At 69.4% G+C, this 25,366-nt stretch carries 24 protein-coding genes; 10 read left to right on the top strand and 14 right to left on the bottom strand.

Annotated features, from left to right (window positions below; all coding sequences use genetic code 11):
- Positions 1-14: 14 nt before the first annotated feature.
- The 3 genes from AB0I69_RS27430 to glnII all read right to left on the bottom strand — a co-directional run bounded on the left by AB0I69_RS27430 (position 15) and on the right by glnII (position 2,989).
- Positions 15-1,019 (bottom strand): NAD-dependent epimerase/dehydratase family protein, encoded by a 1,005-nt coding sequence (locus AB0I69_RS27430; protein WP_363098357.1) that lies wholly within the window; start codon positions 1,017-1,019, stop codon positions 15-17.
- 60 nt (positions 1,020-1,079) lie between these two features.
- On the bottom strand, positions 1,080-1,649 hold the full coding sequence (locus AB0I69_RS27425) for a winged helix-turn-helix domain-containing protein (protein WP_363098356.1): 570 nt from the start codon (positions 1,647-1,649) through the stop codon (positions 1,080-1,082).
- A gap of 311 nt (positions 1,650-1,960) precedes the next feature.
- Entirely contained in the window at positions 1,961-2,989 is a 1,029-nt protein-coding gene (gene glnII / locus AB0I69_RS27420) for a glutamine synthetase (RefSeq protein ID WP_033284207.1), read from the bottom strand.
- A gap of 402 nt (positions 2,990-3,391) precedes the next feature.
- Between glnII and AB0I69_RS27415 the strand changes: the two genes are divergently transcribed.
- A complete protein-coding gene (locus AB0I69_RS27415; RefSeq protein ID WP_363098355.1) occupies positions 3,392-4,267 on the top strand; it encodes an alpha/beta fold hydrolase in 876 nt (291 codons plus the stop codon).
- A gap of 3 nt (positions 4,268-4,270) precedes the next feature.
- On the opposite strand, the gene AB0I69_RS27410 is transcribed toward AB0I69_RS27415, so the two are convergent.
- The 3 genes from AB0I69_RS27410 to AB0I69_RS27400 all read right to left on the bottom strand — a co-directional run bounded on the left by AB0I69_RS27410 (position 4,271) and on the right by AB0I69_RS27400 (position 6,543).
- Entirely contained in the window at positions 4,271-4,957 is a 687-nt protein-coding gene (locus tag AB0I69_RS27410) for a hypothetical protein (protein WP_363098354.1), read from the bottom strand.
- Between the two features lie 114 nt (positions 4,958-5,071).
- Entirely contained in the window at positions 5,072-6,067 is a 996-nt protein-coding gene (locus AB0I69_RS27405; RefSeq protein WP_363098353.1) for a proline iminopeptidase-family hydrolase, read from the bottom strand.
- A 116-nt stretch (positions 6,068-6,183) separates the two neighbouring features.
- Positions 6,184-6,543, bottom strand: a complete 360-nt coding sequence (locus tag AB0I69_RS27400; protein WP_363098352.1) for an arsenate reductase family protein — start codon at positions 6,541-6,543, stop codon at positions 6,184-6,186.
- Between the two features lie 165 nt (positions 6,544-6,708).
- Between AB0I69_RS27400 and AB0I69_RS27395 the strand changes: the two genes are divergently transcribed.
- From AB0I69_RS27395 to AB0I69_RS27385, 3 genes are all read left to right on the top strand, one after another.
- A complete protein-coding gene (locus AB0I69_RS27395) occupies positions 6,709-7,023 on the top strand; it encodes a hypothetical protein (protein ID WP_033284269.1) in 315 nt (104 codons plus the stop codon).
- 136 nt (positions 7,024-7,159) lie between these two features.
- A complete protein-coding gene (locus AB0I69_RS27390; RefSeq protein ID WP_363098351.1) occupies positions 7,160-8,500 on the top strand; it encodes a DUF2252 domain-containing protein in 1,341 nt (446 codons plus the stop codon).
- A gap of 274 nt (positions 8,501-8,774) precedes the next feature.
- Positions 8,775-9,080, top strand: a complete 306-nt coding sequence (locus tag AB0I69_RS27385; RefSeq protein WP_363098350.1) for a hypothetical protein — start codon at positions 8,775-8,777, stop codon at positions 9,078-9,080.
- Between the two features lie 67 nt (positions 9,081-9,147).
- Here the strand turns inward: AB0I69_RS27385 and AB0I69_RS27380 are convergent, their stop codons facing one another.
- The 3 genes from AB0I69_RS27380 to AB0I69_RS27370 all read right to left on the bottom strand — a co-directional run bounded on the left by AB0I69_RS27380 (position 9,148) and on the right by AB0I69_RS27370 (position 11,041).
- A complete protein-coding gene (locus tag AB0I69_RS27380; protein WP_363098349.1) occupies positions 9,148-9,732 on the bottom strand; it encodes a hypothetical protein in 585 nt (194 codons plus the stop codon).
- Between the two features lie 2 nt (positions 9,733-9,734).
- Positions 9,735-10,652, bottom strand: a complete 918-nt coding sequence (gene htpX, locus AB0I69_RS27375; RefSeq protein WP_363098348.1) for a zinc metalloprotease HtpX — start codon at positions 10,650-10,652, stop codon at positions 9,735-9,737.
- A 131-nt stretch (positions 10,653-10,783) separates the two neighbouring features.
- On the bottom strand, positions 10,784-11,041 hold the full coding sequence (locus AB0I69_RS27370; protein WP_363098347.1) for a hypothetical protein: 258 nt from the start codon (positions 11,039-11,041) through the stop codon (positions 10,784-10,786).
- A 647-nt stretch (positions 11,042-11,688) separates the two neighbouring features.
- On the opposite strand from AB0I69_RS27370, the gene AB0I69_RS27365 reads away from it, so the two are divergent.
- The gene (locus tag AB0I69_RS27365) at positions 11,689-12,177 is read left to right on the top strand and encodes a hypothetical protein (RefSeq protein WP_363098346.1); all 489 of its coding nucleotides are present in this window, start codon (positions 11,689-11,691) and stop codon (positions 12,175-12,177) included.
- A 158-nt stretch (positions 12,178-12,335) separates the two neighbouring features.
- Positions 12,336-15,926, top strand: a complete 3,591-nt coding sequence (locus tag AB0I69_RS27360; RefSeq protein WP_363098345.1) for an N-6 DNA methylase — start codon at positions 12,336-12,338, stop codon at positions 15,924-15,926.
- Positions 15,927-16,013: 87 nt separating this feature from the next.
- Here AB0I69_RS27360 and glnA read toward each other — a convergent pair whose 3' ends face one another.
- Complete coding sequence (glnA, locus tag AB0I69_RS27355) at positions 16,014-17,423, bottom strand: type I glutamate--ammonia ligase (RefSeq protein WP_019064482.1); 1,410 nt, start codon at positions 17,421-17,423, stop codon at positions 16,014-16,016.
- A 198-nt stretch (positions 17,424-17,621) separates the two neighbouring features.
- On the opposite strand from glnA, the gene AB0I69_RS27350 reads away from it, so the two are divergent.
- The 3 genes from AB0I69_RS27350 to AB0I69_RS27340 all read left to right on the top strand — a co-directional run bounded on the left by AB0I69_RS27350 (position 17,622) and on the right by AB0I69_RS27340 (position 20,466).
- On the top strand, positions 17,622-18,092 hold the full coding sequence (locus tag AB0I69_RS27350) for an RDD family protein (RefSeq protein ID WP_363098344.1): 471 nt from the start codon (positions 17,622-17,624) through the stop codon (positions 18,090-18,092).
- A 178-nt stretch (positions 18,093-18,270) separates the two neighbouring features.
- Positions 18,271-19,443: an acyl-CoA dehydrogenase family protein gene (locus AB0I69_RS27345; RefSeq protein ID WP_363098343.1), complete on the top strand. Its 1,173-nt coding sequence runs from the start codon at positions 18,271-18,273 to the stop codon at positions 19,441-19,443.
- A 513-nt stretch (positions 19,444-19,956) separates the two neighbouring features.
- Positions 19,957-20,466 (top strand): flavin reductase family protein, encoded by a 510-nt coding sequence (locus AB0I69_RS27340; protein ID WP_363098342.1) that lies wholly within the window; start codon positions 19,957-19,959, stop codon positions 20,464-20,466.
- A gap of 22 nt (positions 20,467-20,488) precedes the next feature.
- On the opposite strand, the gene AB0I69_RS27335 is transcribed toward AB0I69_RS27340, so the two are convergent.
- The 4 genes from AB0I69_RS27335 to lipB form a co-directional block, all read right to left on the bottom strand.
- Positions 20,489-21,193: a DUF4191 domain-containing protein gene (locus AB0I69_RS27335; protein WP_363098341.1), complete on the bottom strand. Its 705-nt coding sequence runs from the start codon at positions 21,191-21,193 to the stop codon at positions 20,489-20,491.
- 60 nt (positions 21,194-21,253) lie between these two features.
- Entirely contained in the window at positions 21,254-21,454 is a 201-nt protein-coding gene (locus tag AB0I69_RS27330) for a hypothetical protein (protein WP_363098340.1), read from the bottom strand.
- A gap of 242 nt (positions 21,455-21,696) precedes the next feature.
- Positions 21,697-22,662, bottom strand: coding sequence for a lipoyl synthase (gene lipA / locus AB0I69_RS27325; protein WP_327404627.1), 966 nt, complete (start codon positions 22,660-22,662; stop codon positions 21,697-21,699).
- A gap of 166 nt (positions 22,663-22,828) precedes the next feature.
- Positions 22,829-23,638, bottom strand: coding sequence for a lipoyl(octanoyl) transferase LipB (gene lipB / locus AB0I69_RS27320; protein ID WP_363098339.1), 810 nt, complete (start codon positions 23,636-23,638; stop codon positions 22,829-22,831).
- 284 nt (positions 23,639-23,922) lie between these two features.
- Between lipB and AB0I69_RS27315 the strand changes: the two genes are divergently transcribed.
- Positions 23,923-25,359: a regulator gene (locus tag AB0I69_RS27315; protein ID WP_363098338.1), complete on the top strand. Its 1,437-nt coding sequence runs from the start codon at positions 23,923-23,925 to the stop codon at positions 25,357-25,359.
- The last annotated feature ends 7 nt before the right edge of the window (positions 25,360-25,366 follow it).

The following is a 25,366-nucleotide window of genomic DNA, read 5'->3' as shown; positions in this document are numbered from 1 at the left end:
TCGCAGCCAACGAACTACCTCTCCAACGGAACCCCAAGCACCGTCGCCTCCAAAGCAGGGTCAAGCCCCACCGCCGGCCGGCCGGCCCGCTGCGGCGCAACCCCACCAACGCTCTGCAACCAACGCCACGTATCGCTCACCGTCTCATCAACAGACCGGCACCTCAGCCCCGTAGCAAGCGCCCGAGAAACATCCCCACTGTGCAACGCGTCGTACCCCTCACTACCGGCCGGAATCCACACCGGCAACTGAGTCCACGGCTCGATCCCAGCCCCGAGCACGACCTCCGCCGAGGTCCACCGCAGTTCAGCCGCCCCACCGGTGACCCGCACACACGCGTCCAACAACGACCCCATCGTCGCGTGCCCCTGTGCAGAGACGAGGTTGTACGCCCCGCTCAACTCCCGCTCCACCGAACCCAGCAGCCACTCCGCGAGATCCCGCACATCGACGTACTGAAGGGCAAGATCCCGAGGCCCGGGCGCCAGCACCGGCCCACCCCGCGCGACCCGCCCCAACCACCACGGCAACCGCCCGATGTTCTCGTACGGCCCCAGGATCAACCCGGCCCGCGCGAACACCGACCGCTCCGCCCCGAACGCCCCGAGCGCGGCAAGCTCCCCGCCCCGCTTGTCACGCGCGTAATCGGTCTTGTCGGCGGAGGGCAAGGCACCTTCGACGAGCGGCGCGTCCTCCCCGTACCCCGCGGGCGGCGCCCACGCGTACACCGAGCAACTCGACACATACACATACCGGCCCACCCGGTCGGCCAGCAGCCGCGCCGCGTCGTCGACCGCACGCGGCGCCGCCGACCAGGTGTCGATCACGGCGTCCCACTCGCCCTCGGCCAGCGCGGCGAGCCCGCCGGGCGCGGTGCGGTCACCTCGCAACGCCCGTACCCCGGCCGGGGGTTCGTGCCGGCCCCGGTTGAGGACGGTCACCTCCCAGCCCCGACCGAGGGCAGCCTCCACGACGGCCCGTCCCGCGAACTCCGTACCGCCCAGCACCAGAAGTCTCATACCGGCGACTCTGCCCGCGCGGGTCACGGAACGGAACACGGATCTGCCGTCAGCAGACGATCAACGGGCGGTCGGCGGCGTGTACTTGTACCCGACCCGCCGCACCGTCTGGATCGCCTTGCGGTGCTCGACGCCCAGCTTGCGGCGCAGCCGGGCGATGTGGACGTCGACGGTACGGCCGTCGCCCACGTGTCCGTAGCCCCACACCGTGGTGACCAGCTGGTCGCGCGTGTGCACCCGGTTGGGGTGCGCGACGAGGTGGGCGAGAAGCTCGAACTCCAGGTACGTGAGGTCGAGTTCAGAGCCGTTCAGCTGGGCGGTGCGCTGCAGGGTGTCGATGCGGACGAGGGGTTCGGCCTCGTCGGGGAGTTGCGTGACCGGGTTGGTCCGGGCGAGGTGCGGGCTGTCGGCCGGGATGAGGACCAGGTACCCGACCATCGGCGGCTGCCCCGGCAGCGTGGGCAGTGTGTGCGGGGGCGCGGGCAGCCAGGTGGCACCCGGCGGAAGGAACTCCGTCACGTCGATCACCTCGTCCCGGTCCACGGCGCGGAGATGGTGCCGTGGAGCGTTCGGAGCGGGGGCGTCGAGCGTGGTGGAGGGGAGAGCGGGGAGAGAACGGATGATCGCCATGAGAGGTCAGCTCTTTCGCGCGAGAGGTTCGTCGAGGGACGTACGTCGAGTCGCGCAGGCCGGAGGCCGAGGGTGGTACGGCTTTAGAGGGCCGGCGCGTTCATCGCGCGACAACACACCCGGTCGAAGTCATGGTGCTGACGGGAAGGCCAGAAGGGCTCAAGGTCATGGCGACCCGTCGCTCCGCACTTCTGGTAGTTGCCCATGCGCCCATTGAACCAGACACACGTCCGCAACGTCACCGAGAACGCGGAGAGGCGCCCACCACGACGGTGGACGCCTCTCGGTACGAGCGTGCGAGCGGGGGTCGATCAGACCTGGCCGGCCTTCTCCAGGGCGGCGCAGCAGGTGTCGACGATCAGTCGGGTCACCAGGTACGGGTCGACGTTGGCGTTCGGACGGCGGTCCTCGATGTAACCCTTGCCGTCCTTCTCGACCTGCCACGGGATACGGACCGAGGCGCCGCGGTTGGAGACGCCGTAGGAGTACTCGTTCCACGGGGCGGTCTCGTGCAGGCCCGTCAGGCGGTCGTCGATGCCGGCGCCGTAGTGCTTGACGTGGTCGAGGGGCTTGGAGCCCTCGCCGAGGGACTCGCACGCGGTGATGATCGCGTCGTAGCCCTCGCGCATCGCCTTCGTGGAGAAGTTGGTGTGCGCGCCCGCGCCGTTCCAGTCGCCCTTGACCGGCTTGGGGTCGAGGGTCGCGGAGATGCCGAAGTCCTCGGCGGTGCGGTAGAGCAGCCAGCGGGCGATCCACAGGTGGTCGGAGACCTCCAGCGGGGAGACCGGGCCGACCTGGAACTCCCACTGGCCGGGCATGACCTCGGCGTTGATGCCGGAGATCGCGAGACCGGCCTTCAGGCAGTTCTCCAGGTGGGCCTCGACGATCTCGCGGCCGAAGATCTCGTCGGCGCCGACACCGCAGTAGTAGCCGCCCTGGGGCGCCGGGAAGCCGCCCTCGGGGAAGCCGAGCGGACGGGCGCCGTCGAAGAAGGTGTATTCCTGCTCGATGCCGAAGATCGGCTCCTGCGCGGCGTACTTCTCGGAGACCTCGACGAGCGCGGCACGCGTGTTGGACTCGTGCGGCGTCATGTCGATCTCAAGGACCTCGCACATGACGAGGATGTCGTCGCCGCCGCGGATCGGGTCCGGGAAGCTGGCGACCGGCTTGAGCACGCGGTCCGAGGAGTGCCCCTCGGCCTGGTTCGTGGACGACCCGTCGAAGCCCCAGATCGGCAGCTCGGCACCCTTGGCGTCGTCGGCCAGTATCTTCGTCTTGGAACGGAGCTTGGCCGTCGGCTGGGTGCCGTCGATCCAGATGTACTCAGCCTTGAAGGTCACGGGCCACATCCTTCGGGGTGGGTCATTCGTCGCACTTGCGGGTGCTGCGGCGCAGCGGCACTGGAGCGCCGCGATTCATGCCCGGCAGCCTGTCAACATGCGATTTCCCGATCATTGCTCGATGGTGAACCCCGTGTTACCGGGTGGTGCTGTGGCGCGATTCACCCCACCCACTCCCGGGCGACTGTTCGCAGTCGCAGACGGCGGTTGCCGTACGGCTCGTATGCGATGGGGTTAGCCCTCGGCCACGGCCTCGCGGACCCTGGCCACCGTCCATGAGGGCGATCAGGGCGCGTACGTCGGTGGGATGCATGCCGTTCTGGTTCGCGAACCGGGCACTGTGCAGGCCGAGTTCGACCGCTACGGCCCGGGGACAATGGAGGGGAGGGAGAGGTGAGCAGTATGGGAATCCGGAGTCCATACGACAGGGACCGCTTCGAGTCCGCCTACGACAAGGTCATGGCGAAGTGGCCCGAGGACCGGGAGGCGGTGACCGTCCCGACGCCGTTCGGGGAGACGTACGTGAATGTGTGCGGGCCCGCCGACGGCCGTCCGCTCGTGCTGCTGCCGGGCGGCGGGGGAGCGACCTCGGCGTCCTGGTACGCCCAGGCCGCCCAGCTCGCCCCCGCCCACCGCGTCCACGCCGTCGACCTGATCGGCTTCCCGGGCCGCAGCGTTCCGTTGGTCGGCCGGCGCCCGCGCACCGTGGCCGACCTGACGGCCTGGCTGGACGCGCTGCTCGACGGCCTGGGCGTGACATCGATGACGCCGGCCGTCGACCTCGGCGGGCACTCGTACGGCGGCTGGATCGCGCTGCACTACGCACTGCACGCGCCCGACCGGGTACGCCGTCTGTTCCTCCTCGACCCGACCCAGTGCTTCGCCGGGTTCGAGACGGCGTACCTGCTGCACGCGCTGCCGATGCTGCTCCGGCCCACCGCGCGCCGGGTCCGCGCGTTCCTGGAGTGGGAGACCGGGGGAGTTCCGCTGGACCCCGACTGGCTCCGTCTTCAGGAGGCGGGCGCCGGGTTCCCGTCCGTGAAACCGGTGACCGGTCCCCGCCCGGCGCCGGACGCACTGCGCGGGCTGAACGCGTCGGTCCTGCTGCTTCTGGCCGGAAGCAGCAGGACCTATGACACGCACCTGGTGGCGGCCCGGGCGGGCGATGTGCTGCCGCACGTGGAGACGGACATCCTGCCGGACGTCTCCCATCACGCGCTGCCGCACGCCGCGCCTGAGCGACTGGGCCGTCACCTCACCGGTTTTCTCGGATCCTGAGCGTCACCCCACCTTCTGGATCAGAGCACGGCGGATCAGGAACTTGCCGGGCTCACGGACCTGTTCGAAGGCCGCGTTGTTCAGCAGGACACAGCTGCCGGAGACCGAAGTGACCTTCACCGTCGTGGACTTGTTGTTGTCCAGGTTGGTGACCTTCAGCGTCGTACCGGCCGGGAACTGGTTGCTGGACGCGGCGGGCGCACCGGCCTCGCCGGAGAGCGTGACGGTCGAGCCGTTGCACACCTGGCTGCCGACGGCAGCGGCTCCGCCGCCGGCGTTGCTCGCGGGAGGGGTCGCGGTCTTGGTCGCCGTACCCGCACCCGCGGGTGCCGACTGCGCCGGCTGCGTGGTCTGGGAGCCCTGAGCCGACTCCCCAACCGCACAACCGGACGCCTTCTGCTGCACCTTGATCTGCGCGATGACCGCTTCGCGGTTGGCGATCCGCGCCGCCGACTGGGCGTCGGGCGCGGCGCGTTGGCCGTCGATGAACTTCTGGTTGTTGCCGAGGGCGGTGCTGAGCCCCTGGCAGACCGTCGAGTTCGCGGCGGACAGCGTCTTGGCGTTCTGTGCCGTCGACTGCGACGCGTTCGACGTGGTGGCCAGGGCGAAGGCCCCGCCACCCGCGACCGCCGCGGCGGTGACCAGCAGCGCCAGCTTCTTCTTCGTGCTGACAGTTCTCCTGCGCGACATGCGCGTCTCCTGTGGGGTAGGGGACCGTACGCCGCTATGTACGGGATGCCGAACGATGTAACTCAGCGGACACAGGAGTCACATAAGTGACGTGCGTCACAAGGGTGTTGGGGTTCAGTGCGCCGCCGCCCGGTCCCAGTCGGACAGGAACGACGCCAGAGTGCGCATGTACGCCTCCCGGTCCTCCCACATCGCCATGTGCGCGCTGTGCGGGAACTCGACCCGCTCGGTGAAGGGGAGCCGCTCCTCCAGCGTGTCCGTGCAGTCCACGGCGAACTCGTCGTAGCGCCCCCGCGTCAGCAGGACGGGCCTCCTGATCCGGCGCAGCTTCGAAGTCCGGTCCCAGGAAGCGAGGTTGCCGGTCATCACGAACTCGTTCGGCCCGTTCATCGTGGCGTACACCTGGTTGCCGTCGACGTTGGCGGCACTGCGCAACAGGGCCTCGGGGTACGGGTCCAGACGGCAGAAGAAGTTCGCGTAGAAGACGTTCACCGCGTCGAGATACTCGGGCGCGGTGTAGTCGCCCTTCGCCTCGTACTCGTCGAGGACGCGCTGCACGTCGGCCGGCAGCAGGGTGCGCAACTGCCGTGTACCGGCGACGAATTGAGGCGCGCTCGCGGACGTACTGGCCAGCACGACGGCGCTCACCTCACGCGGCTGCCGCAACAGGTACTCGATGGCGAGCCAGCCGCCCCACGAGTGCCCGTACAGGTGGTACCGGCGTAGCCCGAGCGCGCGCCTGACCGCCTCCAGCTCGGCGACGAACCGGTCGACCACCCACAGCGCGGGATCGTCGGGCTTCTCCGAACGCCCGCAGCCGAGTTGGTCGTAGAACACGACCGGCCGGTCGTCGGCCAGATCACCGAGGGACTCAAGATAGTCATGGCCCGCACCCGGCCCGCCGTGCAGCACCAGCAGCGCCGGCCGCCGCCCACTGCCGACGACGTTCACCCAGACCCGACCGCCGGGAACGTCGACATACCGTTCACCGGGCCGGAGTTGGGACGCACCGCCGGATCCATTCCGCCCCCGGCCCGGAGCGACGACGGGCACGAGGCCGCCGGCGGCCAGGGCGCCGGATGTCCTGAGAACACTGCGACGGTCGATCATCGTGATGGACTCTCCGCTCAGTACGACGCGCGATGTCCAGCAACCCTCTATCACCCCGACACGAACGGGCATCGGCCACTTGACCTACGAGGGCCCGAACCCGAACTCCGGCCCGGCTACCGGGACATCGCATCCCGTACGGCCTCGTCACTGCGCGCGACCACCGCCGTACCGTCGTCCGCCGTGATGATCGGCCGCTGGATCAGCTTCGGATGCTCGGCGAGCGCCTTCACCCACCGCTCCCGCGAACTCGCGTCCCGCGCCCACTCCTTGAGCCCCAGCTCCTTCGCCACGGCCTCCTGCGTGCGCGTGATGTCCCACGGTTCGAGCCCGAGCCGCTCCAGTACGTTCCTGATCTCGCCCTCGCTCGGCACGTCCTCCAGATAGCGGCGGACGGTGTACTCCGCCCCCTCGGCGTCGAGCAGACTCACGGCACTTCGGCACTTGGAACAGGCCGGGTTGATCCAGATCTCCATGGCGTTCACGGTACGCGAGAACTCATCTTCCACCTGCGTCACAGCACCCCCGGCAGCCCTTGTGGCCAGGGGCTTTTGTCAGTGGCGGGCAGTAGAATAGAAGCAGTGTTCGAGGGTGTCGCCGGGCGGTCCGGACGGCACCCTGACCGCGACAGGAGGATGTCCGTGCCCGCTGCCGCACTGAAGCCGAAGCCGTTGCCGACCCAGTCCACCGCGAAGCGCTCCGTCCAACTCGACCTGCCCTACGTGCCCGTGGAGAAGCGCCCGCTGCCGCCCGGACGCCCGCGGGACTGGTACGTCACGCACAACCGCCGCCTCAAGGCGATGCGGTTGGCCATCGCCCTGCTCGACTCGGGCGTGTACGTCCCGAACCAGGCCCGCAACGAGACGATCCGCAGCACCGCCGAGCTGATCGGCGTCCACGCGCCGTCGGACACGACGTGTCACATGGTGCGAGCACTGATGCGGTACTCGCGCTGAGCTGCTGAGCCACGGTGCCGGGCGCCCTGTGTTCGAGGGCGCCCGGTTCACCCGATCGCCCCCCATGACATGCGCTCACCGCACCTCCCGGTTTCACTGCGTAGCAAGGAGGCGGAGGCATGCAAAGACACGGCACATGACCACACCGGCCGACCGAGCCACCCGAGGCCGCGCGGCGCGCAAACGCGTCGCCCGTTCCGCACACGCCGGCTGGGTCCCCTCCGTGGACCGCCCGGACCCGATCGCCGTACTGGAACGCCAGGGCCGCGACCGCCTCCCGGAACTCCTCCCGATCCGCTACGGCCGCATGTCAGCCTCCCCCTTCGCCTTCCTGCGCGGCTCGGCCGCCGTCATGGCCGCCGACCTCGCCTCCCAGCCGCACACCGGGCTCACGGTGCAGCTGTGCGGCGACGCGCACCTCCTCAACTTCGGCCTGTACGCCTCCCCGGAACGCGCCCTGCTCTTCGACCTCAACGACTTCGACGAGACGTTCCCGGGCCCCTTCGAGTGGGACGTCAAACGTCTCGCCGCCAGCGTGGCCGTCGCCGCCCGTGAGAACGGCCACGGCGACACGAAGGCCCACCGCGCCGCGCTGGAGGCGACCGCCGCGTACCGTACGGCCCTCCGCGATCTGGCCCGCAAGGGCGAACTCGCCGTCTGGTACGACCGGATCGACGCCGACAGCCTGCTGCCCCTGGTCCGCTCCGCCCGCCACCGCCGCCGGGTCGAGTCCAGCCTCACCCGCGCCCGCCGCCGCACCAGCCTGCACGCCGTGGGCAAGCTCACCGAGACCGTCGACGGCCGCCGCCGTATCGTCCAGGACCCGCCCCTCCTGGAACCGGCCGGCGCCTCGGACATGGCCGCCGTACGCAAGATCTTCAGCGACTACCGCTCCACCCTCTCCGAGGAGCGCCGCCTGCTCCTGGACCGCTACCGCTTCGTCGACGCGGCCCGCAAGGTCGTCGGCGTCGGCAGTGTCGGCACCCGCTGCTTCATCGTGCTGCTCGCCGGGCGCGACCAGGACGACCCGCTGTTCCTGCAGATCAAGGAGGCGCGGAAATCCGTACTGGAGGAGCATCTGCCGAACGGACCGTACGTCCACCCCGGCCACCGTGTCGTAGCGGGCCAGCGCCTGCTCCAGGCGGCCAGCGACATCTTCCTCGGCTGGATGACGGGACCGCAGGGCCGAGCCTTCTACTGGCGCCAGCTCCGCGACATGAAGGGCTCCGCGGACGTCGCCGGCATGAGCCCCGAGGCCCTCACGGCCTACGCCCGCCTCTGCGGCACCGCCCTGGCCCGCGCCCACGCCCGCTCCGGCGACCGCATCGCCATCGCCGCGTACCTGGGCGGCAACGACACCTTCGAACGTGCCGTAGCGGACTTCGCCCTGTCCTACGCCACCCAGACCACCACCGACCACGCGACCCTGGGCGCGGCCGTCGCGGCGGGCGTGGTCACGGCCTCACCGGGCATCTGATCCCCACACGGCACCCACGCTCATCTCCCCATTCGCTCATGCCACTTACGCACCCGGAGAAAAGAAGATGCACACCGAGTGACCGACTCCCTACGCTGGAGACGCATTGCGGAGCAGGTCACCACCGCTTCTCGCAGGAGAGGCGTCACCCTGCGGAGTCGGCGCTAGTCTCTATCGCACCCAACCACCGACGGACGGCCGCCCACCCCCAGCGCCCTGTCGGAACAGAGTTCGTACCGCTCAGACACCACATCCACGCCCACGGAGGCCCGTCATGGGCACCATCGTCATTTCCGGGACCGTCGTCCTGGTCGTCCTAGGATTCGGAAACCACGTCTGGTGGCTCGCCGCCGTCGCCGTGCTCTTCCTCTACCTGCAGTACGGCAGGGACTCCACGTCGTCCACGTCGTCCTCGTCGGGCGGCGGAGCCTCGTCGGCCGGAGGTTCCTCCTCGGGATCCGTACCGTCGAGCTACCGCGCGTACCGCGACCGCCGTGACAAGCAGGCCAAGTGGGAGCGCCGCTACCAGCGCGAGCGCCCTCTGGAGTCCCGCCGGCAGGCGCGCGAGAAGAGCAAGTGAAGCGAGAAGAGCAAGTGAGACGAGTTCGACGAGTGAGGTGAGTGAGTCACCGGAGCCGGGGCGCCCGTCACAACCCGGGGGCGCCCCACACCGGGAACCACCGGCTCAGATCCTGCTCGATCCGCAGGTCGTTGCCGAGCATCGCCTTGACCTGCAGTTCCAGTGAGCTGTCGCGCCGCTGCCCGTCACCGGCCAGCGGCGCGAACGGGAAGAACGTGCCGCGCTTGTACAGATAGACGAGCGCCAGCCGCCGCCCGCCGTCATCCTCGAACCCGGCCAGCGAGCACAGGAGTTGGGGCCCGAAACCGTTGACCTCCATCGCGCTGTTCACCGCGTGCAGGTCGTTGACCAGCGCCGACAACTGATCGGGTGCCCGGCGCGAGACCAGCCACGAGTAGCCGTACTTGTCCTGGGTCAACTCCACCGGCGGCCCGGTCCGCTCCGCGTCCGCGTCCAGGAGCGCCTGGACCTCCCGGTGCGTCTGCTCGAACGCCCCGCCCTCCACCGTGGCGAAGCACACCGCACCGCGCCCGGTCGCCTTGAACCCGGCCGCCGCCTCCAGCGTGACGGCCGCCGAGGGCAGCGCGAACAGCTGGTCGAGATCGGGGGCGACCGGTTTCGTACGGCCGAGCAGGATGTCCAGCAACCCCATCCTCAGTCCGCCTTCCCGGGCCGCGCCGCCTCACCCAACTCGGCGGAGATCCGCCCCAGTTGGTCGAGCCGCTGCTCCAGGCTCGGGTGGGTCGAGAAGTACTTGGAGATACCGGGTTCGGCGCCGGTGGCCGGTGTGAAGTAGAAGGCGTTGAAGGCCTGCGCGGTCCGCAGGTCCTTGGTCGGGATCCGGGCGATGTCACCGTCGACCTTGGTGAGCGCGGAGGCCAGCGCCGAGGGCTTCCCGGTGAGCAGTGCCGCCGCCCGGTCCGCCGCCAGCTCCCGGTACCGCGACAGCGCCCTGATCAACAGGAAGCTGATCGCGTACACGGCCGCCGAGATCCCCATGATCCCCGCGAAGACGGCCAGCGTGTTCTGGTCCTTCCGCCCCCGGAAGATCTGCGAGTAGAACGCGAACCGGACCATCAGCCCGGCGAGCACCCCGAGGAACGAAGCCACCGTGATCACGGCCACGTCCTTGTGCGCCACGTGCGACAGCTCGTGCGCGAGCACACCCTCCAGCTCGGCCGGCTCCAGCCGCCGTAGCAGTCCGGTGGTCACACAGATGACGGCGTTGTCGGCGTTCCGCCCGGTGGCGAACGCGTTCGGCATATCCATGTCGGACACGGCGACGACCGGCTTCGGCATGTCGGCCACGGCACACAGCCGGTCGATCACACCGTGCAGCTCGGGATACTCCTCCCGCTCCACGATCCGCCCGTGCATCGCGTACAGCGCGATCCGGTCGGAGAACCAGTACTGCGCGACGAGCAGCCCACCGGCGATCACCACGACCAGCACCCAGGACTTCAGCAACACGATCAACGCGGCCACGAACGCCACGTACAACAGCCCGAGCAGGAACAGCGTCAGACCCATACGTACGGTCAACCGCCGGTCGCTCCGGAAGCGGCTCTGCATCTGCCATCACCCCGCAGTCAGGCACTCGTCCCACCGCCCAGTGTGCACCCACGCCTTCCCATGAAGTGGTCCCGAACGGCCCTAGGCGGAGCAAAAGGTCCCTGTGAATCCGGGTACGGTCGTCCGCTCGCCTAAAAGGGCGCCCGGAAGTCGGCCCACCCCAGCAGCAGGATCACCGCGGCGACACCCCCCAACACGATCACCGCCGATATCCAGGACGACCGCCGCGGCCCCACCCCCTCGGCCTCACCCCGGAACGGCACCGGCCCCGGAGGGTTCTCCTTCCAGCGGGCCGCGAGCATCCGGGCCCGCGCGGACGGCTCCTTGTGCGCGGCCCCGTCGGCCCACTTGAGGTCGAACTCCCGCTCCTCGTCGTCCTGTTGTCCCATCCCCGTTTACTCCTCTCGAACAACCGTGTCGGTCCGTAGGAATGATCTCTCGTCCGTGCCGGCTCTGTGAAACGGATAGCGGAGGAGACAGAACACTTCGGGCCGGTGGGCGGAGGGTGCCTGGCGCCCCAGCGCTGTTGGGGATGTTCTCCGGCATGACTTCACGCCTGTACCAGGAAGCCCTCGGCGCTCTTTCCGACGCACAGTGCCAGGTCGTGGCACGCGGCCAATTACATGCCATCGGCGTGCCGCACAACACCATCTCTGTGAGGTGCCGGACTGGTGGGCCGTGGCAGCAGCCCCTGCCGAAGGTGGTCGTGTTGCACTCTGGGCCACTCTCCGCCGAGCAGCGGTGCTGGGCGGCGCTGTGCTACGCCGCGGCCCGTGCCCTTCGCCACGGAAGCCTGCCGCCACACGAGGCTGTGCTGAGCGGCGAGGCCGCACTGGCCCTGCACGGAGTGGTTCGGGCGGCACCGCATCCGGCGGACCTTGGCGTCATCGACGTTCTGGTGCCACACCACTGCTCAGTGCGCTCGTACCGGTGGGTGCGCATCTCGCGTACCCGCCGTATGCCGGCGGATAGTGTGCCATCTGTCGGCACGGTCACCGAACTGCCCCTGGCTCCTGTCGCTCGGACGCTGACCGACGTGATTCGCGTGACCGCGGACGTGCATCGCGTCCGCGCTCTGGTCCACGCGGCTCTGCGGGAGCAGGCCGTACGACCGGACGAGCTGGAGCGTGAGCTGAGGGCTGCCCGGCTGACACGACGGCCGGACGTCGCGACTGTCCTCCAGGAGGTCGGTGCCGGGGTGCGATCCGGGACGGAGGCCGCAGTCCGGTCACTCATGGAAGGAGCCGGGCTGCCGCAACCCCTGTGGCACGAAGCCTTGTTGCTGGACGGAGTCGGGCTGGGCACACCGGATGCCTATTGGCCGCGGCACGGCGTGGTGTTGGAGATCGACGACGCGCAGGCCGCCCACCGTCGTCATCGTCTGGAGGGGACCGGGCTCCACGTCATTCATGCCTCGGCGTGGCACATACGAGGTGCGCAGCGGGAGTTCATATCCCTGCTGCGTGCCGCACTGGCCACGGGGCCGCACGGTCCGGTGGACCGGATCGTCAGGCGCCCGCAATGAGGAGGCATGCACTCCGGGCGTGTCCGTTCCCTCACACGGTGTGTGGACGCACCCATGTGCGTCGCCCCTGGTCCGGACATTGACGCCCGGTATCCGCCCCATTCGGATGGATCGTCTGCACAGGGGTGGGTGCGTTCGTCTTCGACGGGGGAGGACGTGTGTCGCTGCAGGGGGAATCCGCGGTTTCGCCGCTCGTTCGGGTTTTCATCTCCTACGCGCACGATGACGACGAGCACAGGGAACGGGTACGCAGGCTCTGGATCTTCCTGCGGAGCCAGGGCATTGACGCACGGTGCGATCTCGACGCGGCCGAACAGCGCCAGGACTGGCCGCTGTGGATGCTGCGACAGGTACGCGCAGCACGGTTCGTGCTGATGATCGCGTCGCCTCAGTACCGGCAGCGGGCGGATGGCGAGTCACGGAGTGACGAAGGCCGTGGCGTCCAGTGGGAGGCCATGCTCTTCCGGGAGTTCCTCTACGCGGATCAGCAGAAGGAGTCGAAGCGAATCCTGCCTGTCGTGCTGCCCGGGTGCTCTGAGCATGACATTCCTCGGTGGATGGGGCCGAAGTCCTTTTCCCGATATTTCGTCTCCGACTACACGCTCGGTGGGGCCGAGTTACTGCTGCGCCAACTGACTGGCCAACCCGGCGAGCTCACTCCACCGATCGGCCCGTTGCCGGTGTTCCCGCCCCGGGGCACGGGGGTGGACGGACTCGTGCGCCGTCTTGCGGACCGGAACCGGCGACGGTTTGAGGCCACCGTTCAGGCCGATGTGCGTCAGCTGTTGCTCAACGGTGAGCTGGGGTTGGACGAGTACGACCTGGGCGTTGGAATCGACGGGCTGGACGAGGACCGGCGTCGCATCGACATCGAGGCCGGCTCCACCGTCGTCGAGGTCCGCGCGGACCTTCGCGTGGCTGGCGTGGCCAACGCCGCAGAACGTGAACTGGGCGCCTACCTCAGCGAACACAGCTCGGCAGCGGGCGTCCCCTACGTGGGAATCCTCACCGATGGCGCCGAATGGCGACTCCTGCACCGAGCCGAGGGCCGAGCGCGCCAAGTGGCCTGCCGTACGGTCGCGCTATCCGCCCCAGACGTCGAAGGGCTGCTGCGGTGGCTCGAATCCGTGCTCGCGACCCGGAAGAAGATCAGGCCGACCCGCGAGGAGATCGAGGGAAAACTCGGAGCGGACAGCCCCGCCCACGCCGTCGATGCGGCTGAACTGACGGCGATTTACGAGAAGTACCGCGACCTGCCGTCCGTGCGGATGAAACGAGGACTCTGGGCTCGGCTGCTGACCACGGCAATGGGCACCAACTTCAGCGACGAGGACGACCTGTTCCTCAATCACACACTGCTCGTCACCATGGCCAAGGTGATTGGGCACGCCGTCATGGGCTTCCGTCCCGAAGAGCAGAGGGTTGCCGCCGCCATTATGTCGGGCAAGCTGTTCTCGGAGAGCCAGATCGACGGAGTGATCGAAGCTGATTTCTTCGACTGGATGGCCGATGCACCGGAGGGCGAACGCTTTGTCAAAGGTCTGGCGCGGCGGCTGACCCGGTTCGCCTGGGAATACGTTGACTTCGACGTCATGAAGGTGCTCTACGAGTCCATCATCAGCACGTCCACCCGCCATCGGCTCGGCGAGTACTACACGCCGGACTGGCTGGCTGAAGAGATCATCGCCGCGTGCGTGACCGATCCGCTCGACCAACGCGTGCTCGACCCCAGTTGTGGCAGCGGCACCTTCCTGTTCCACGCGGTTCGCCACTACCTGTCGGCGGCGGAGACGGCAGACGTGCCCAGCGCCCGAGCCATCAGCGGTCTTATGTCACACGTGATCGGTATCGACGTTCAGCCGGTCGCCGTCACGCTCGCCCGTGTCACATACCTTCTGGCCATCGGGCGCAGCCGACTGCAGGCCACCGACCGCCCGGCGCTGTCTGTGCCCGTATACCTCAGCGACTCTCTGCGCTGGGGGCAGGAGTCGACGCTGTTCTCCGCCGGAGGACTGAGCATTCCGACTTCCGGCCGACGCGACATGTACGTCGTTCAGCCTGAAGCCGCCGGGGAATCCGCCGACGAGGACGATCTGACGTTCCCCGAACGCGTCCTCCAAGACGCCCAGATCTTCAACCAGTTGATCAACGAGCTCGCCGAACGAGCGACGAAACGTGACCGAGGTTCCGCCCCCAGGCCTCTCGATGGGGTCTTCCAGCGGTTCGGGATCCACCCGGACGACCGCCCAGTCGTCGAGCGGACGTTCGCCACCATGTGCAGGCTCCACGACGAGGACAGGGACCACATCTGGGGTTACTACGTCCGCAACCTGGCACGACCGGTGTGGCTCACCCGAGAGGACAACCGCATCGACGTACTCGTCGGCAATCCGCCCTGGCTGGCCTACCGCTACATGACCAAGCCGCAACAGGTGTCGTTCCGCGCGATGAGCCGGGCCAGGAACATCTGGGCAGGCGGTCCACTCACCACAAACGTTGATCTGTCCGCGTTGTTCGTCGCGCGATGCGTCGAGCTCTATCTTCGCCCCGGCGGCCGATTCGGTTACGTCATGCCCTTGGCGACGTTGTCGCGACAGCAGTACGAGGGTTTCCGATCCGGGCACTACGACGTCCCGTCCGAACACTGTGCAGTCTCCTTCGACCGCCCGTGGGACCTGGCCGGGATCAAGCCCACGTTTTTCCCCGTCCCCGCCTGTGTCGTCTTCGGTCGCCGTGAGAAATTCGACGGCAGCCCGAAGCCCCTTGCCGAGCCGCCGGAAGTGTGGTCCGGGAGGTTCTCCACCGCCACAGCCTCACGGGCGGAGGCGGCCGCGAACATCACGAGGCTGGTTGCCGAGGAGGGCGTTCCTCGCGGGAAATCTCTCTACGCGGACCGCTTCTCCCAGGGAGCGACGGTGGTACCACGCCTTCTCTTCGTCGTGGAGCCCGAGAATCCCGGGCCTCTCGGTTCGGGCGCCGGACGGCAGATGGTGCACAGCCGTCGCTCCGCTCGGGAGAACAAGAGGTGGTGCAATGTCCCCTCGCTGCGTGGAGCGGTTGAGAGGCGGTTCATCAGGTCTCTGTACCTCGGTGAGTCGATCCTGCCCTTCCGCTGCCTGGAGCCTCGCCAAGCTGTGATTCCCTGGGATGGTCGTCAGCTATTGCACGGGAGCATCGCGGAGCTGGATCGATACCCGGGGCTCTCCGAATGGTGGCGGCAGGCGGAGACGGTCTGGGAGCAGCACCGTTCCAGCGACCGACTCAGTCTCGTGGAGCAGCTCGACTACCGGCGCAAACTGGTCCGACAGTTGGGAGCGACCCACTACCGGGTCGTCTACAGCGCCAGCGGTATGTATATGGCGGCCGTTGTCGTGTCCGACCCCGTCGCAGTGATTGAGCACAAACTCTACTGGGGACCGGCAGAGAACCTCGACGAAGCCCGCTTCCTCACCGCGGTCCTGAACTCGGACTTCCTCACCGCAGCGGTCCGCCCACTACAGGGCCGTGGGGAACACAACCCTCGTGATTTCGACAAGTACGTGTTCCGGTTGCCCATCCCGCTCTACAACGGAGACATCGCGGCCCACCGCACACTGGTCTCCCACGCAGAACGAGCGGAACACGTGGCGGCCGGTGTCGAGCTGCCACCCGTGCGATTCGAGGCCCAGCGCCGATGGATTCGCAAGGCGCTCGCGGAGGACGGCGTAGCCGCGGAGATCAATGCGGTCGTCGCTGATCTGTTGGCCTGACAGCGTCCTGACAAACAGTCCCCGCACGACGGTGCCCCGCCTCTCCGAAGAAAGGCGGGGCACCGGACGACACCAGGAACGGTTCGATCACACGTCGAAGTACAGCTCGAACTCGTGCGGGTGCGGACGCAGCTGCAGCGGTGCGATCTCGTTCGTGCGCTTGAAGTCGATCCACGTCTCGATCAGGTCGGGCGTGAAGACGTCGCCCGCGAGCAGGAACTCGTGGTCGGCCTCAAGGCGGTCGAGGACGGCCGGGAGGGAGGTCGGGACCTGGGCGACGCCCGCGTGCTCCTCGGGGGCCAGCTCGTAGAGGTCCTTGTCGATCGGCTCGGCCGGCTCGATCTTGTTCTTGATGCCGTCCAGGCCCGCCAGGAGGAGCGCGGAGAAGGCGAGGTACGGGTTGCCGGAGGAGTCGGGCGCGCGGAACTCGACGCGCTTGGCCTTCGGGTTGGAGCCCGTGATCGGGATACGCATCGCGGCGGAGCGGTTGCGCTGCGAGTAGACCAGGTTGACCGGGGCCTCGAAGCCGGGGACCAGGCGGTGGTACGAGTTCACCGTCGGGTTGGTGAAGGCGAGGAGGGAAGGAGCGTGCTTGAGGATGCCGCCGATGTAGTAGCGGGCGAGGTCCGACAGACCCGCGTAGCCGGCCTCGTCGTAGAAGAGCGGGGTGCCGCCCGCCCACAGCGACGAGTGGACGTGCATGCCCGAGCCGTTGTCACCGAAGATCGGCTTCGGCATGAAGGTCGCGGTCTTGCCGTTGCGCCAGGCCACGTTCTTCACGATGTACTTGAAGAGCTGGAGGTCGTCGGCCGCGGCGAGCAGCGTGTTGAACTTGTAGTTGATCTCGGCCTGGCCGGCGGTGCCCACCTCGTGGTGCTGGCGCTCGACCTGGAGGCCGGACGCGGCCAGCTCCAGGGAGATCTCCGCACGCAGGTCGGCGAAGTGGTCGACCGGCGGGGTCGGGAAGTAGCCGCCCTTGTAGCGGACCTTGTAACCGCGGTTGTCCTCGACCGCACCGGTGTTCCAGGCGCCCGCCTCGGAGTCGATGTGGTAGAAGGACTCGTTCGCCTTGGTCTCGAAGCGCACGCTGTCGAAGACGTAGAACTCGGCCTCGGGACCGAAGTACGCGGTGTCCGCGATACCGGTGGAGGCGAGGTACGCCTCCGCCTTCTTCGCCACGTTGCGCGGGTCACGGGAGTACTGCTCGCCCGTGATCGGGTCGTGGATGAAGAAGTTGATGTTGACCGTCTTGTCGCGGCGGAAGGGGTCCACGCGCGCGGTCGACAGGTCGGCGCGGAGCGCCATGTCGGACTCGTGGATGGCCTGGAAGCCGCGGATCGAGGAGCCGTCGAAGGCGAGTTCCTCGTCCGGGTCGAAGGCCGTCGCCGGCAGCGTGAAGTGCTGCATCACACCCGGCAGGTCGCAGAATCGGACGTCGACGAACTTGACGTCCTCGTCCGCGATGAACTTCTTGGCCTCGTCGGCGTTCTGGAACATCCAGCTCCTCCTACTCCCGACCGTCCGTGCCGGGGTGGTAGTTCGTTCGTGCGGCCAGTGCGGTGGCACACGCCGTGCCCGACCTTAGGGACGGGGGATTTCTCAGGCGTGACCCATTTGTTTCGCCCAAGTTAACCGGTCTTGGGTCGCCCGGCCCCTCCTGTCCGTATGCCAGAACGCGGGCAGTACCGTGGTCGGGTGGACAACAGGGATGCAATCGGCTCGTGGCTCTCCGGGCCCCGGGCGGCCGCCGAACAAGCAGGTGTCGACTTCGGCTACCGCGGCGAGCAGCTGGGCCTGCCGGAGACGGGCCCCGGCTCGATCGCCCGCCCCGGCCGCCGCCTCGGCGCCCTCGCCGTCGACTGGGGTCTGTGCCTGTTGATCGCATACGGCCTGGTCACCCACGGCTACAAGCCGGGGGCGACCGGCAACTGGGCTCTGCTCGTCTTCTTCGTCCTCGGCGTCCTCACGGTCGGCACGATCGGATTCACCCCGGGCAAGCGCCTTTTCGGCCTCCGCGTGGCCGCCCTCGACACCGGCCGCCCCAACTTCCTCCGCGCCCTGTTCCGTACCGCCCTGCTGTGCATCGCGATCCCGGCCCTGATCTGGGACCGCGACGGACGGGGACTCCACGACCGGCTGGCGCGCACGGTCGAGGTACGGATCTAGAGGTACGGATCTGGCGGAGAAGCAGCAGTCGTACGACGGAGGGGGCGCCCGGAGCGATCTTGGCGCCCCCTTTGCCGCGCCGGGCGGGTGACGGTGGGCCGGTCACGGCCCGAGGTCCGGCCGGGAGCGGACCTCGCCCGGGACACTGTCGCCGTTCCCGACGGAGGTGGTGGGCAGGATGCCGGACGGCAGCAAGTCGACGATCGTGACCCGGGCGCCGATGGTCGCCGAGATCGCGGCCCGGTACGCGGAGGAGGCGGAGACCGCCCGGCGGCTCTCCCCGCCGGTGGTCGAGGGGGTACGGGACGCCGGGTTCGCGCGGCACTTCGTACCGGTGGCCCATGGCGGCGAAGCCGGTGGTTTCTCCGAACTGACCTCCGCGGTCGGCCTGGTGGGGGAGGGCTGTACGTCGGCTGCCTGGGCGGCCTCGCTGGCCGCCTACGGCGGGCGGAACGCGGCGTTCCTGCCCGAGGAGGCACAGGCGGAGATCTGGGCGGACGGACCGGACGTACTGCTGGCCAGCGCCCTCGTGCCGTCCGGCAAGGCGGAGCCCGTGGCCGGCGGCTGGCGGCTGAGCGGTGAGTGGAAGTACATCAGCGGGGTGCACTTCGCCGACTGGGCGCTCGCCTGCGCGCCCGTCCCCGCCGAGGGCTCCGCGGACCCCGGGGCGCGGCCCGAAGTGAGCTTCTTCGCCGTACCGAAGGCCGACTTCGCCATCGTGGACAGCTGGTTCACCGTGGGGATGCGCGGGACCGGCAGCGGCACCCTGCTCCTCTCCGACGTCTTCGTGCCCGAGCACCGGACCCGGGCACGGTCGGCGGTCCATGCCGGCTGGGCGCCCGCTTCGGACACGCACTGCCACATCGTCCCGATGCACGCCGTGAACGGTCTGCCGTTCGCCGCTCCGCTGGTCGGCGCCGCCCGGGGCGCACTACGGGCCTGGATCGCGCGGACCGGCTCGCGCGTCGACCGCCGGGGACAGGCCGTGGGCGAGAAGCCCTCGACACAGGTCGCGCTGGCCCGCTCGGCCGCCGAGGTGGACGCCGCCGAACTCCTGATCCTGCGTACGGCGGCGGTCGCCGACGGCACCCAGTGCCCTCCGAACGGCGAGGCGGCGGTCCGGGGCGCCCGGGACCTCGGACTGGCGGTGGAACTGCTGGTCTCGGCGGTGGACCGGGTCTTCCGCGCCGGCGGCACGTCCGGACAGTCCTCGTCCGACCCCGTACAGCGCTTCTGGCGGGACGTGAACAGCGCCGCCTCGCACGTGGCGCTCTCCTTCGAGACGACCGGCACGGCCTACGGCGCCTGGGCACTGTCCGCCGACGAACAGCGGACGGGCGCCGTGCGCTGATCCGGCCGCGGGACCGGTCCCGATCCCGGCCCCGGCCCCGGTCCGGGTCCCGATCCCGGCCCCGGTCCCGGACCTGGCGCTGGCCCCGAACCTGGACCCGGCCTGGCTCTGACCCTGGCTGGCCGCGGTCCCGGTTGCTGGTGCGCCGACCAGGCCCCAGTTGTCGGTGCGCTGGTCCCGGCCCCGGCCCCGGCGCTGGACCCGGTCCAGGTCCCGGCCCCGGCCCCGGCGCTGGACCCGGTCCAGGTCCCGGCCCCGGCCCCGGCGCTGGACCCGGTCCAGGTCCCGGCCCTGGTCCCGGCCCTGGTCCCGGCGCTGGACCTGGACCTGGACCCGGCCTGGTTCTGACCCTGGTCGGCCCCAGCCCCGGTTGCCGGGCCGGGGCGGTGACCGCATAGTCGATCTGGACCCGGGTGGCGATCCCGATCACTGTCGGTGAGCCGCATCCGAGGCTGCCCCGAGGCTGCTGAACCCGCGGTGGCCTCCGCGAGGCCCGACAGGTGGTGCACCGTCATGCCGGAGCGTCAGGAAGTACTGGAAGCAGCACGGGCGACTGTGGCGCCCGAGGATTTCCGGGCCGCGATGGCCCGCTTCCCCTCGGGCGTCGTGGTGGTGACCACGTGCTGCGCGGACGGTACGCCGCGCGGGTTCACGGCCAGTTCCTTCTGCTCGGTCTCGCTGGAGCCGCCGATGGTCCTGGTCTGCCTGGCGAACTCGGCGGACTCGGCGCCGTCGTTCGGGCACTGCGACCGCTTCGCCGTGAGCGTGCTGGCCCCGGCCCACCGTTCGCTCGCCCAGCGCTTCGCCACCAAGGGCACCGACAAGTTCGCGTCCGGCGGCCTGTGCATCGGTCCGGGAGGCTTGCCGACGGTCGAGCGGGCCCTGTCCGAACTGGACTGCACCGCACACGCACGTCACCCGGCCGGGGACCATACGGTCCTGATCGGCCGGGTGACGGGTGTGCGACTGGGGGAGGGGTCCCCGATGGTGTACTACGACCGGGCGTTCAGGACGCTGGCCTGACGGGGATCGCCCTACGGCAGGGTCAGCGGGCCTTCCCGCCGCCCTTGGGGAGCTTCATGCCCTTCGGCATCGGGCCCTTCGGCAACGGCATGTTGCTCATCAGGTCGCCCATCGCGCGCAGCCGGTCGTTCGTGGCCGTCACCTGCGGGCCGGTCAGTACGCGCGGCAGCTTCAGCATCGTCGTACGGACCTTCTTCAGCGGGATCTGGCCCTCGCCGGTGCCCACCATCACGTCGTGCACGGGGACGTCCGCGACGATGCGGTTCATCTTCTTCTTCTCGGCGGCCAGCAGGGACTTCACCCGGTTCGGGTTGCCCTCGGCGACCAGCACGATGCCGGCCTTGCCGACCGCGCGGTGCACCACGTCCTGGCTGCGGTTCATCGCCACCGCCGGAGTCGTCGTCCAGCCCCGGCCGATGTTGTCCAGTACCGCGGCGGCAGCGCCCGGCTGGCCCTCCATCTGCCCGAAGGCGGCGCGCTCGGCGCGTCGTCCGAAGACGATCGCCGCCGCGAGGAAGGCGAGCAACAGGCCGAGAATGCCCAGATAGATGGGGTGCCCGAGCAAGAAACCGATCGCGAGGAAGACACCGAAGGTGACGATTCCGACAGCCGCGAGCACAAGACCGATCTTCTTGTCGGCCTTGCGGGTCATCTTGTAGGTCAGAGCGATCTGCTTGAGTCGCCCGGGGTTCGCAGCGTTTTCCGCTGTCGTGTCCTTCCTCGCCATGCGGGGAAGTCTACGTGCCCGCGGGAGTGCCGACGACGGCGGTGCCCGCAGGGTGGGGATTCAGGAGTGCGAGGTGAGGGCCTGCTCCAGGACGAGCTGCGCCTCGACCCGGTCCTTGGCGCGGCGGCGGTCCTCCAGGACGGAGGTCCAGGCGTTGCGGCGGGCGGTGCGCTGGCCGCTGCCCATCAGCAGCGACTCGACCGCGCGCAGGGCGTCGGTGACGGACGGGATGGCGGTGGCACGGACGGGCGCGGCCTGCATCGTGGAGGTCCCCCCTCGGAACGGCTCTGGGTATGGGTCTACGTGCTGTGAATGCAGTGTCACTGTTTGGTGTTACCAGGGCGTGACCGACCGGTCAAACGCCAATGAAGCCTTGATGCGATGGGCCCAAACGCTGACGCGGCCCTGATGGACGCCCTCATCTGGGAGGACGGTCAGGGCCGCGTCGACAGCGGGCGCTACTGGCGGGTAGCTGCTTGTGCGCGAATTCACACGGTCTTGCTTCAGACCGCCTGCGAGGCCACGTAGGCTCCGCGCTTCTCGATCGCCATCTGGTAGAGCCGTCCGGCGCGGTACGAAGAGCGCACCAGCGGGCCGGACATGACGCCGGAGAAGCCGATCTGGTCGGCCTCCTCCTTCAGTTCGACGAACTCGTGCGGCTTGACCCAGCGTTCCACGGGGTGGTGACGCACGGACGGCCGCAGGTACTGCGTGATGGTGACCAACTCGCAGCCCGCCTCGTGCAGTTGGCGCAGCGCCTCGCTGACCTCCTCGCGGGTCTCGCCCATGCCCAGGATCAGGTTCGACTTCGTGACCAGGCCGTAGTCGCGGGCCTCGGTGATGACCTTGAGCGAGCGGTCGTAGCGGAAGCCGGGGCGGATGCGCTTGAAGATGCGGGGGACCGTCTCGACGTTGTGCGCGAAGACCTCGGGGCGGGAGGAGAAGACCTCGGCGAGCTGCTCCGGGACCGCGTTGAAGTCGGGGGCCAGGAGCTCGACCTTGGTGCGGCCGGCCTCGCGGGACTCCGTCTGCTGGTGGATCTGGCGGACCGTCTCGGCGTACAGCCAGGCGCCGCCGTCCTCCAGGTCGTCGCGGGCGACGCCGGTGATCGTGGCGTAGTTCAGGTCCATGGTGACGACGGACTCGCCGACCCGGCGCGGTTCGTCGCGGTCCAGGGCCTCGGGCTTGCCGGTGTCGATCTGGCAGAAGTCGCAGCGCCGCGTGCACTGGTCGCCGCCGATGAGGAAGGTCGCCTCGCGGTCCTCCCAGCACTCGTAGATGTTGGGGCAGCCGGCTTCCTGGCAGACCGTGTGCAGACCCTCGCTCTTCACGAGCGCCTGCATCTTCGTGTACTCGGGACCCATTTTCGCCCGGGTCTTGATCCACTCGGGCTTGCGCTCGATGGGGGTCTGGGCGTTCCGGACCTCCAGGCGCAGCATCTTGCGTCCGTCGGGTGCGACTGCGGACACGATGGGCTCCCTAGCGATTGATTCCTCGGCGTGACCCAGGGTACGCCCGTTGATTTGGTGGCTCTGTGTTGGTGCTGGCCTGCCAGGGGCTGCCGCCCCCGGACCCCCGCTTCGGCCCTGAAGGGGCCTCGTCCTCAAACGCCGGACGGGCTGACAGTTGCCGGAGTTACGAGCTGACAGGTGTTGGTGTCTTCTCGATCGGCCTCGGCTTCAGGTCCGCGTGCTCCAGCACATCCTTCAGGTGCCGCTCCACCACCGGCAGCACCTCACCGATGGTCACGTCCCGGCCCAACTCGGCGGCCAGCGAAGCCACCCCCGCGTCGCGGATCCCGCACGGGATGATCCGGTCGAACCACCTGTTGTCCGGGTTCACGTTCAACGCGAAGCCGTGCATCGTGACGCCCTTGGCGACGCGGATGCCGATCGCGGCGATCTTGCGGTCCTCGCGGCGCTGGCCCGCGTTCGAGGGGGCGTACTCCGGGCCGTTCATCCGGGGGTCGAACTCCTCGTCGTGCAGACGGGGGTCGAAGTCCAGGGACAGGCCGCCGATCGGCGGCCGTTGTTCCACCGGATCGCCGAGCACCCACACCCCGCTGCGGCCCTCGACCCGGCTGGTCTCCACGCCGAATTCCGCGCACACGCCGATCAGCGCCTCCTCCAGGCGGCGTACGTGCGCGACGACGTCCACCGGGCGGGGCAGCTTCTGGATCGGGTAGCCGACCAGCTGGCCGGGGCCGTGCCAGGTGATCTTGCCGCCGCGGTCGACGTCGATGACGGGGGTGCCGTCGAGCGGGCGCTCGTTGTCCTGCGTGCGGCGGCCCGCGGTGTAGACCGGCGGGTGTTCCAGGAGCAGCACGATGTCGGGGAGCGCGTCCTCGAAGCGGGCCGCGTGCACCCGGCGCTGCTCGTCCCACGCCTCCTGGTATTCGACGGCGTCCGCGCCGAACCCCATCCGGACGAACCGCAACTCACCCACGGCAAGCGCCTCCTCAGCAGCACCTACGAGTCGTAAGGCACGAAACATGCCTACGCCACTGTACGACCGACCGCTGACAGCCCACCGGGCGGCCGGAACCGTCAGCCCTACGACCAATCCTCACACGATCGGATGAATGCACGTCGGAATGTGCGACGGGCTGCTTACGCTCCGCTACATTCGCGCCGTTCACGAGGCCAAAAGGGCTGCTCACAGGCAATCCGGGCAGGCAGCGGCCGCATGCGGCCTCTGTGAGGCCCGAAAGGCAGGAGACCGCACCGCAGATGACGGAACGACCCGCGCAGCGCACTCCCAACCGTCAGCTCGCCGCGCTCATCGCAGAAGCGGGGTTCTCCAACGCGGGGCTCGCCCGTCGCGTGGACCAACTCGGTCTCGAACACGGGCTTGATCTGAGATACGACAAGACGTCGGTCACCCGGTGGCTGCGCGGGCAGCAGCCCCGCGGCACCACCCCCGCCCTCATCGCCGAGGTCTTCACCCGGCGGCTCGGGCGCCGGCTCACCGCGCAGGACCTCGGGCTGGACGCCTGCGCGCCGGTGTACGCGGGGCTCGAATTCGCCGCGACCCCCGAGGAGGCCGTCGACATCGTCAGCGGGCTGTGGCGCAAGGACTCCGGCAGCCACGCCGAGCTGCGCAAGATCGCCTTCACCCCGGCCGGGCTCGTGGTGCCCAGCCGGGACTGGCTCATCGGCCGCGCCGACGACCGGGTCGGCCGCGCCGAAGCCGCCAACCGCGTGCCCCCGCAGGGCCGCCCCGCGGTGCCCCGCCAGCGCGGGGCGGCCGAACGCGGCCCCGGCCAGAAGGTCACCGGCGGCGACATCTCCGCGCTCCGCTCGGTCGGCGAACTCTTCCGCACCCTCGACAACGCCTACGGCGGCGGCCACGCCCGGCAGGCCCTCGTGCGCTACCTGGAGCACGAGACCGAGCCGATGCTGCGCGGCACCTACGGCGAGCAGACCGGCCGGCGCCTCTTCGCGGCGGCGGCCGACCTCACCCGGCTCGCGGGCTGGACGTCGTACGACATCGCCGCGCACGGGCTCGCCCAGCGGTACTTCGTGCAGGCGCTGCGGCTCTCGCAGGCGGCCGGGGACCGGGCCTACGGCTCGTACGTGCTCATCACCATGAGCCGGCAGGCCGTCTACCTGGGGCACGGGCGGGAGGCCGTGCAGCTGGCGCGGGTGGCGCAGCAGGGGGTCGGGACCAGCGCCCCGCCCGTCGTGCAGGCGCTGCTGCACGCCGTGGAGGCGCGGGCGCACGGGGTGCTCGGGGAGGTGCGGGCGTGCACGTCCGCGCTCGTACGGGCCGAGCGCGCCCTCGAAGCGGCGCGCGCGGGGGACGAAGTCCCGTACTGGGCGCGGTTCTTCGACGAGGCGCAGCTCGCCGACGAGTTCGGGCACGCGCACCGGGATCTGCAGCAGTTCCGTGCGGCTGCGCAGCACGCGGAGCGGTCGTTGCAGTTGCGGGCGCCTGCGTATGCCCGAAGTCGGCTGTTCTGCCGGGTTGTTCTCGCCTCCGCCCGGCTCGGGCTCGGGGAGCTCGATCAGGCCTGTGTGTTGGGGGCGGAGGCGGCGGGGCAGGCCGCGGAGATGCGGTCGGTGCGGGCGGTCGAGTACGTGCGGGACTTCGAGCGTCGGCTTGAGCCGTACAAGGACGCGGCGCCGGTGCGGGGGTATCGCGACAAGGTCGCCGCGTTCGGGTGAGGTGGGC

Source organism: Streptomyces sp. NPDC050508, assembly GCF_040655155.1.
Classification (GTDB): Bacteria; Actinomycetota; Actinomycetes; order Streptomycetales; family Streptomycetaceae; genus Streptomyces.
This window is presented reverse-complemented; position numbering and strand designations above follow the sequence as displayed.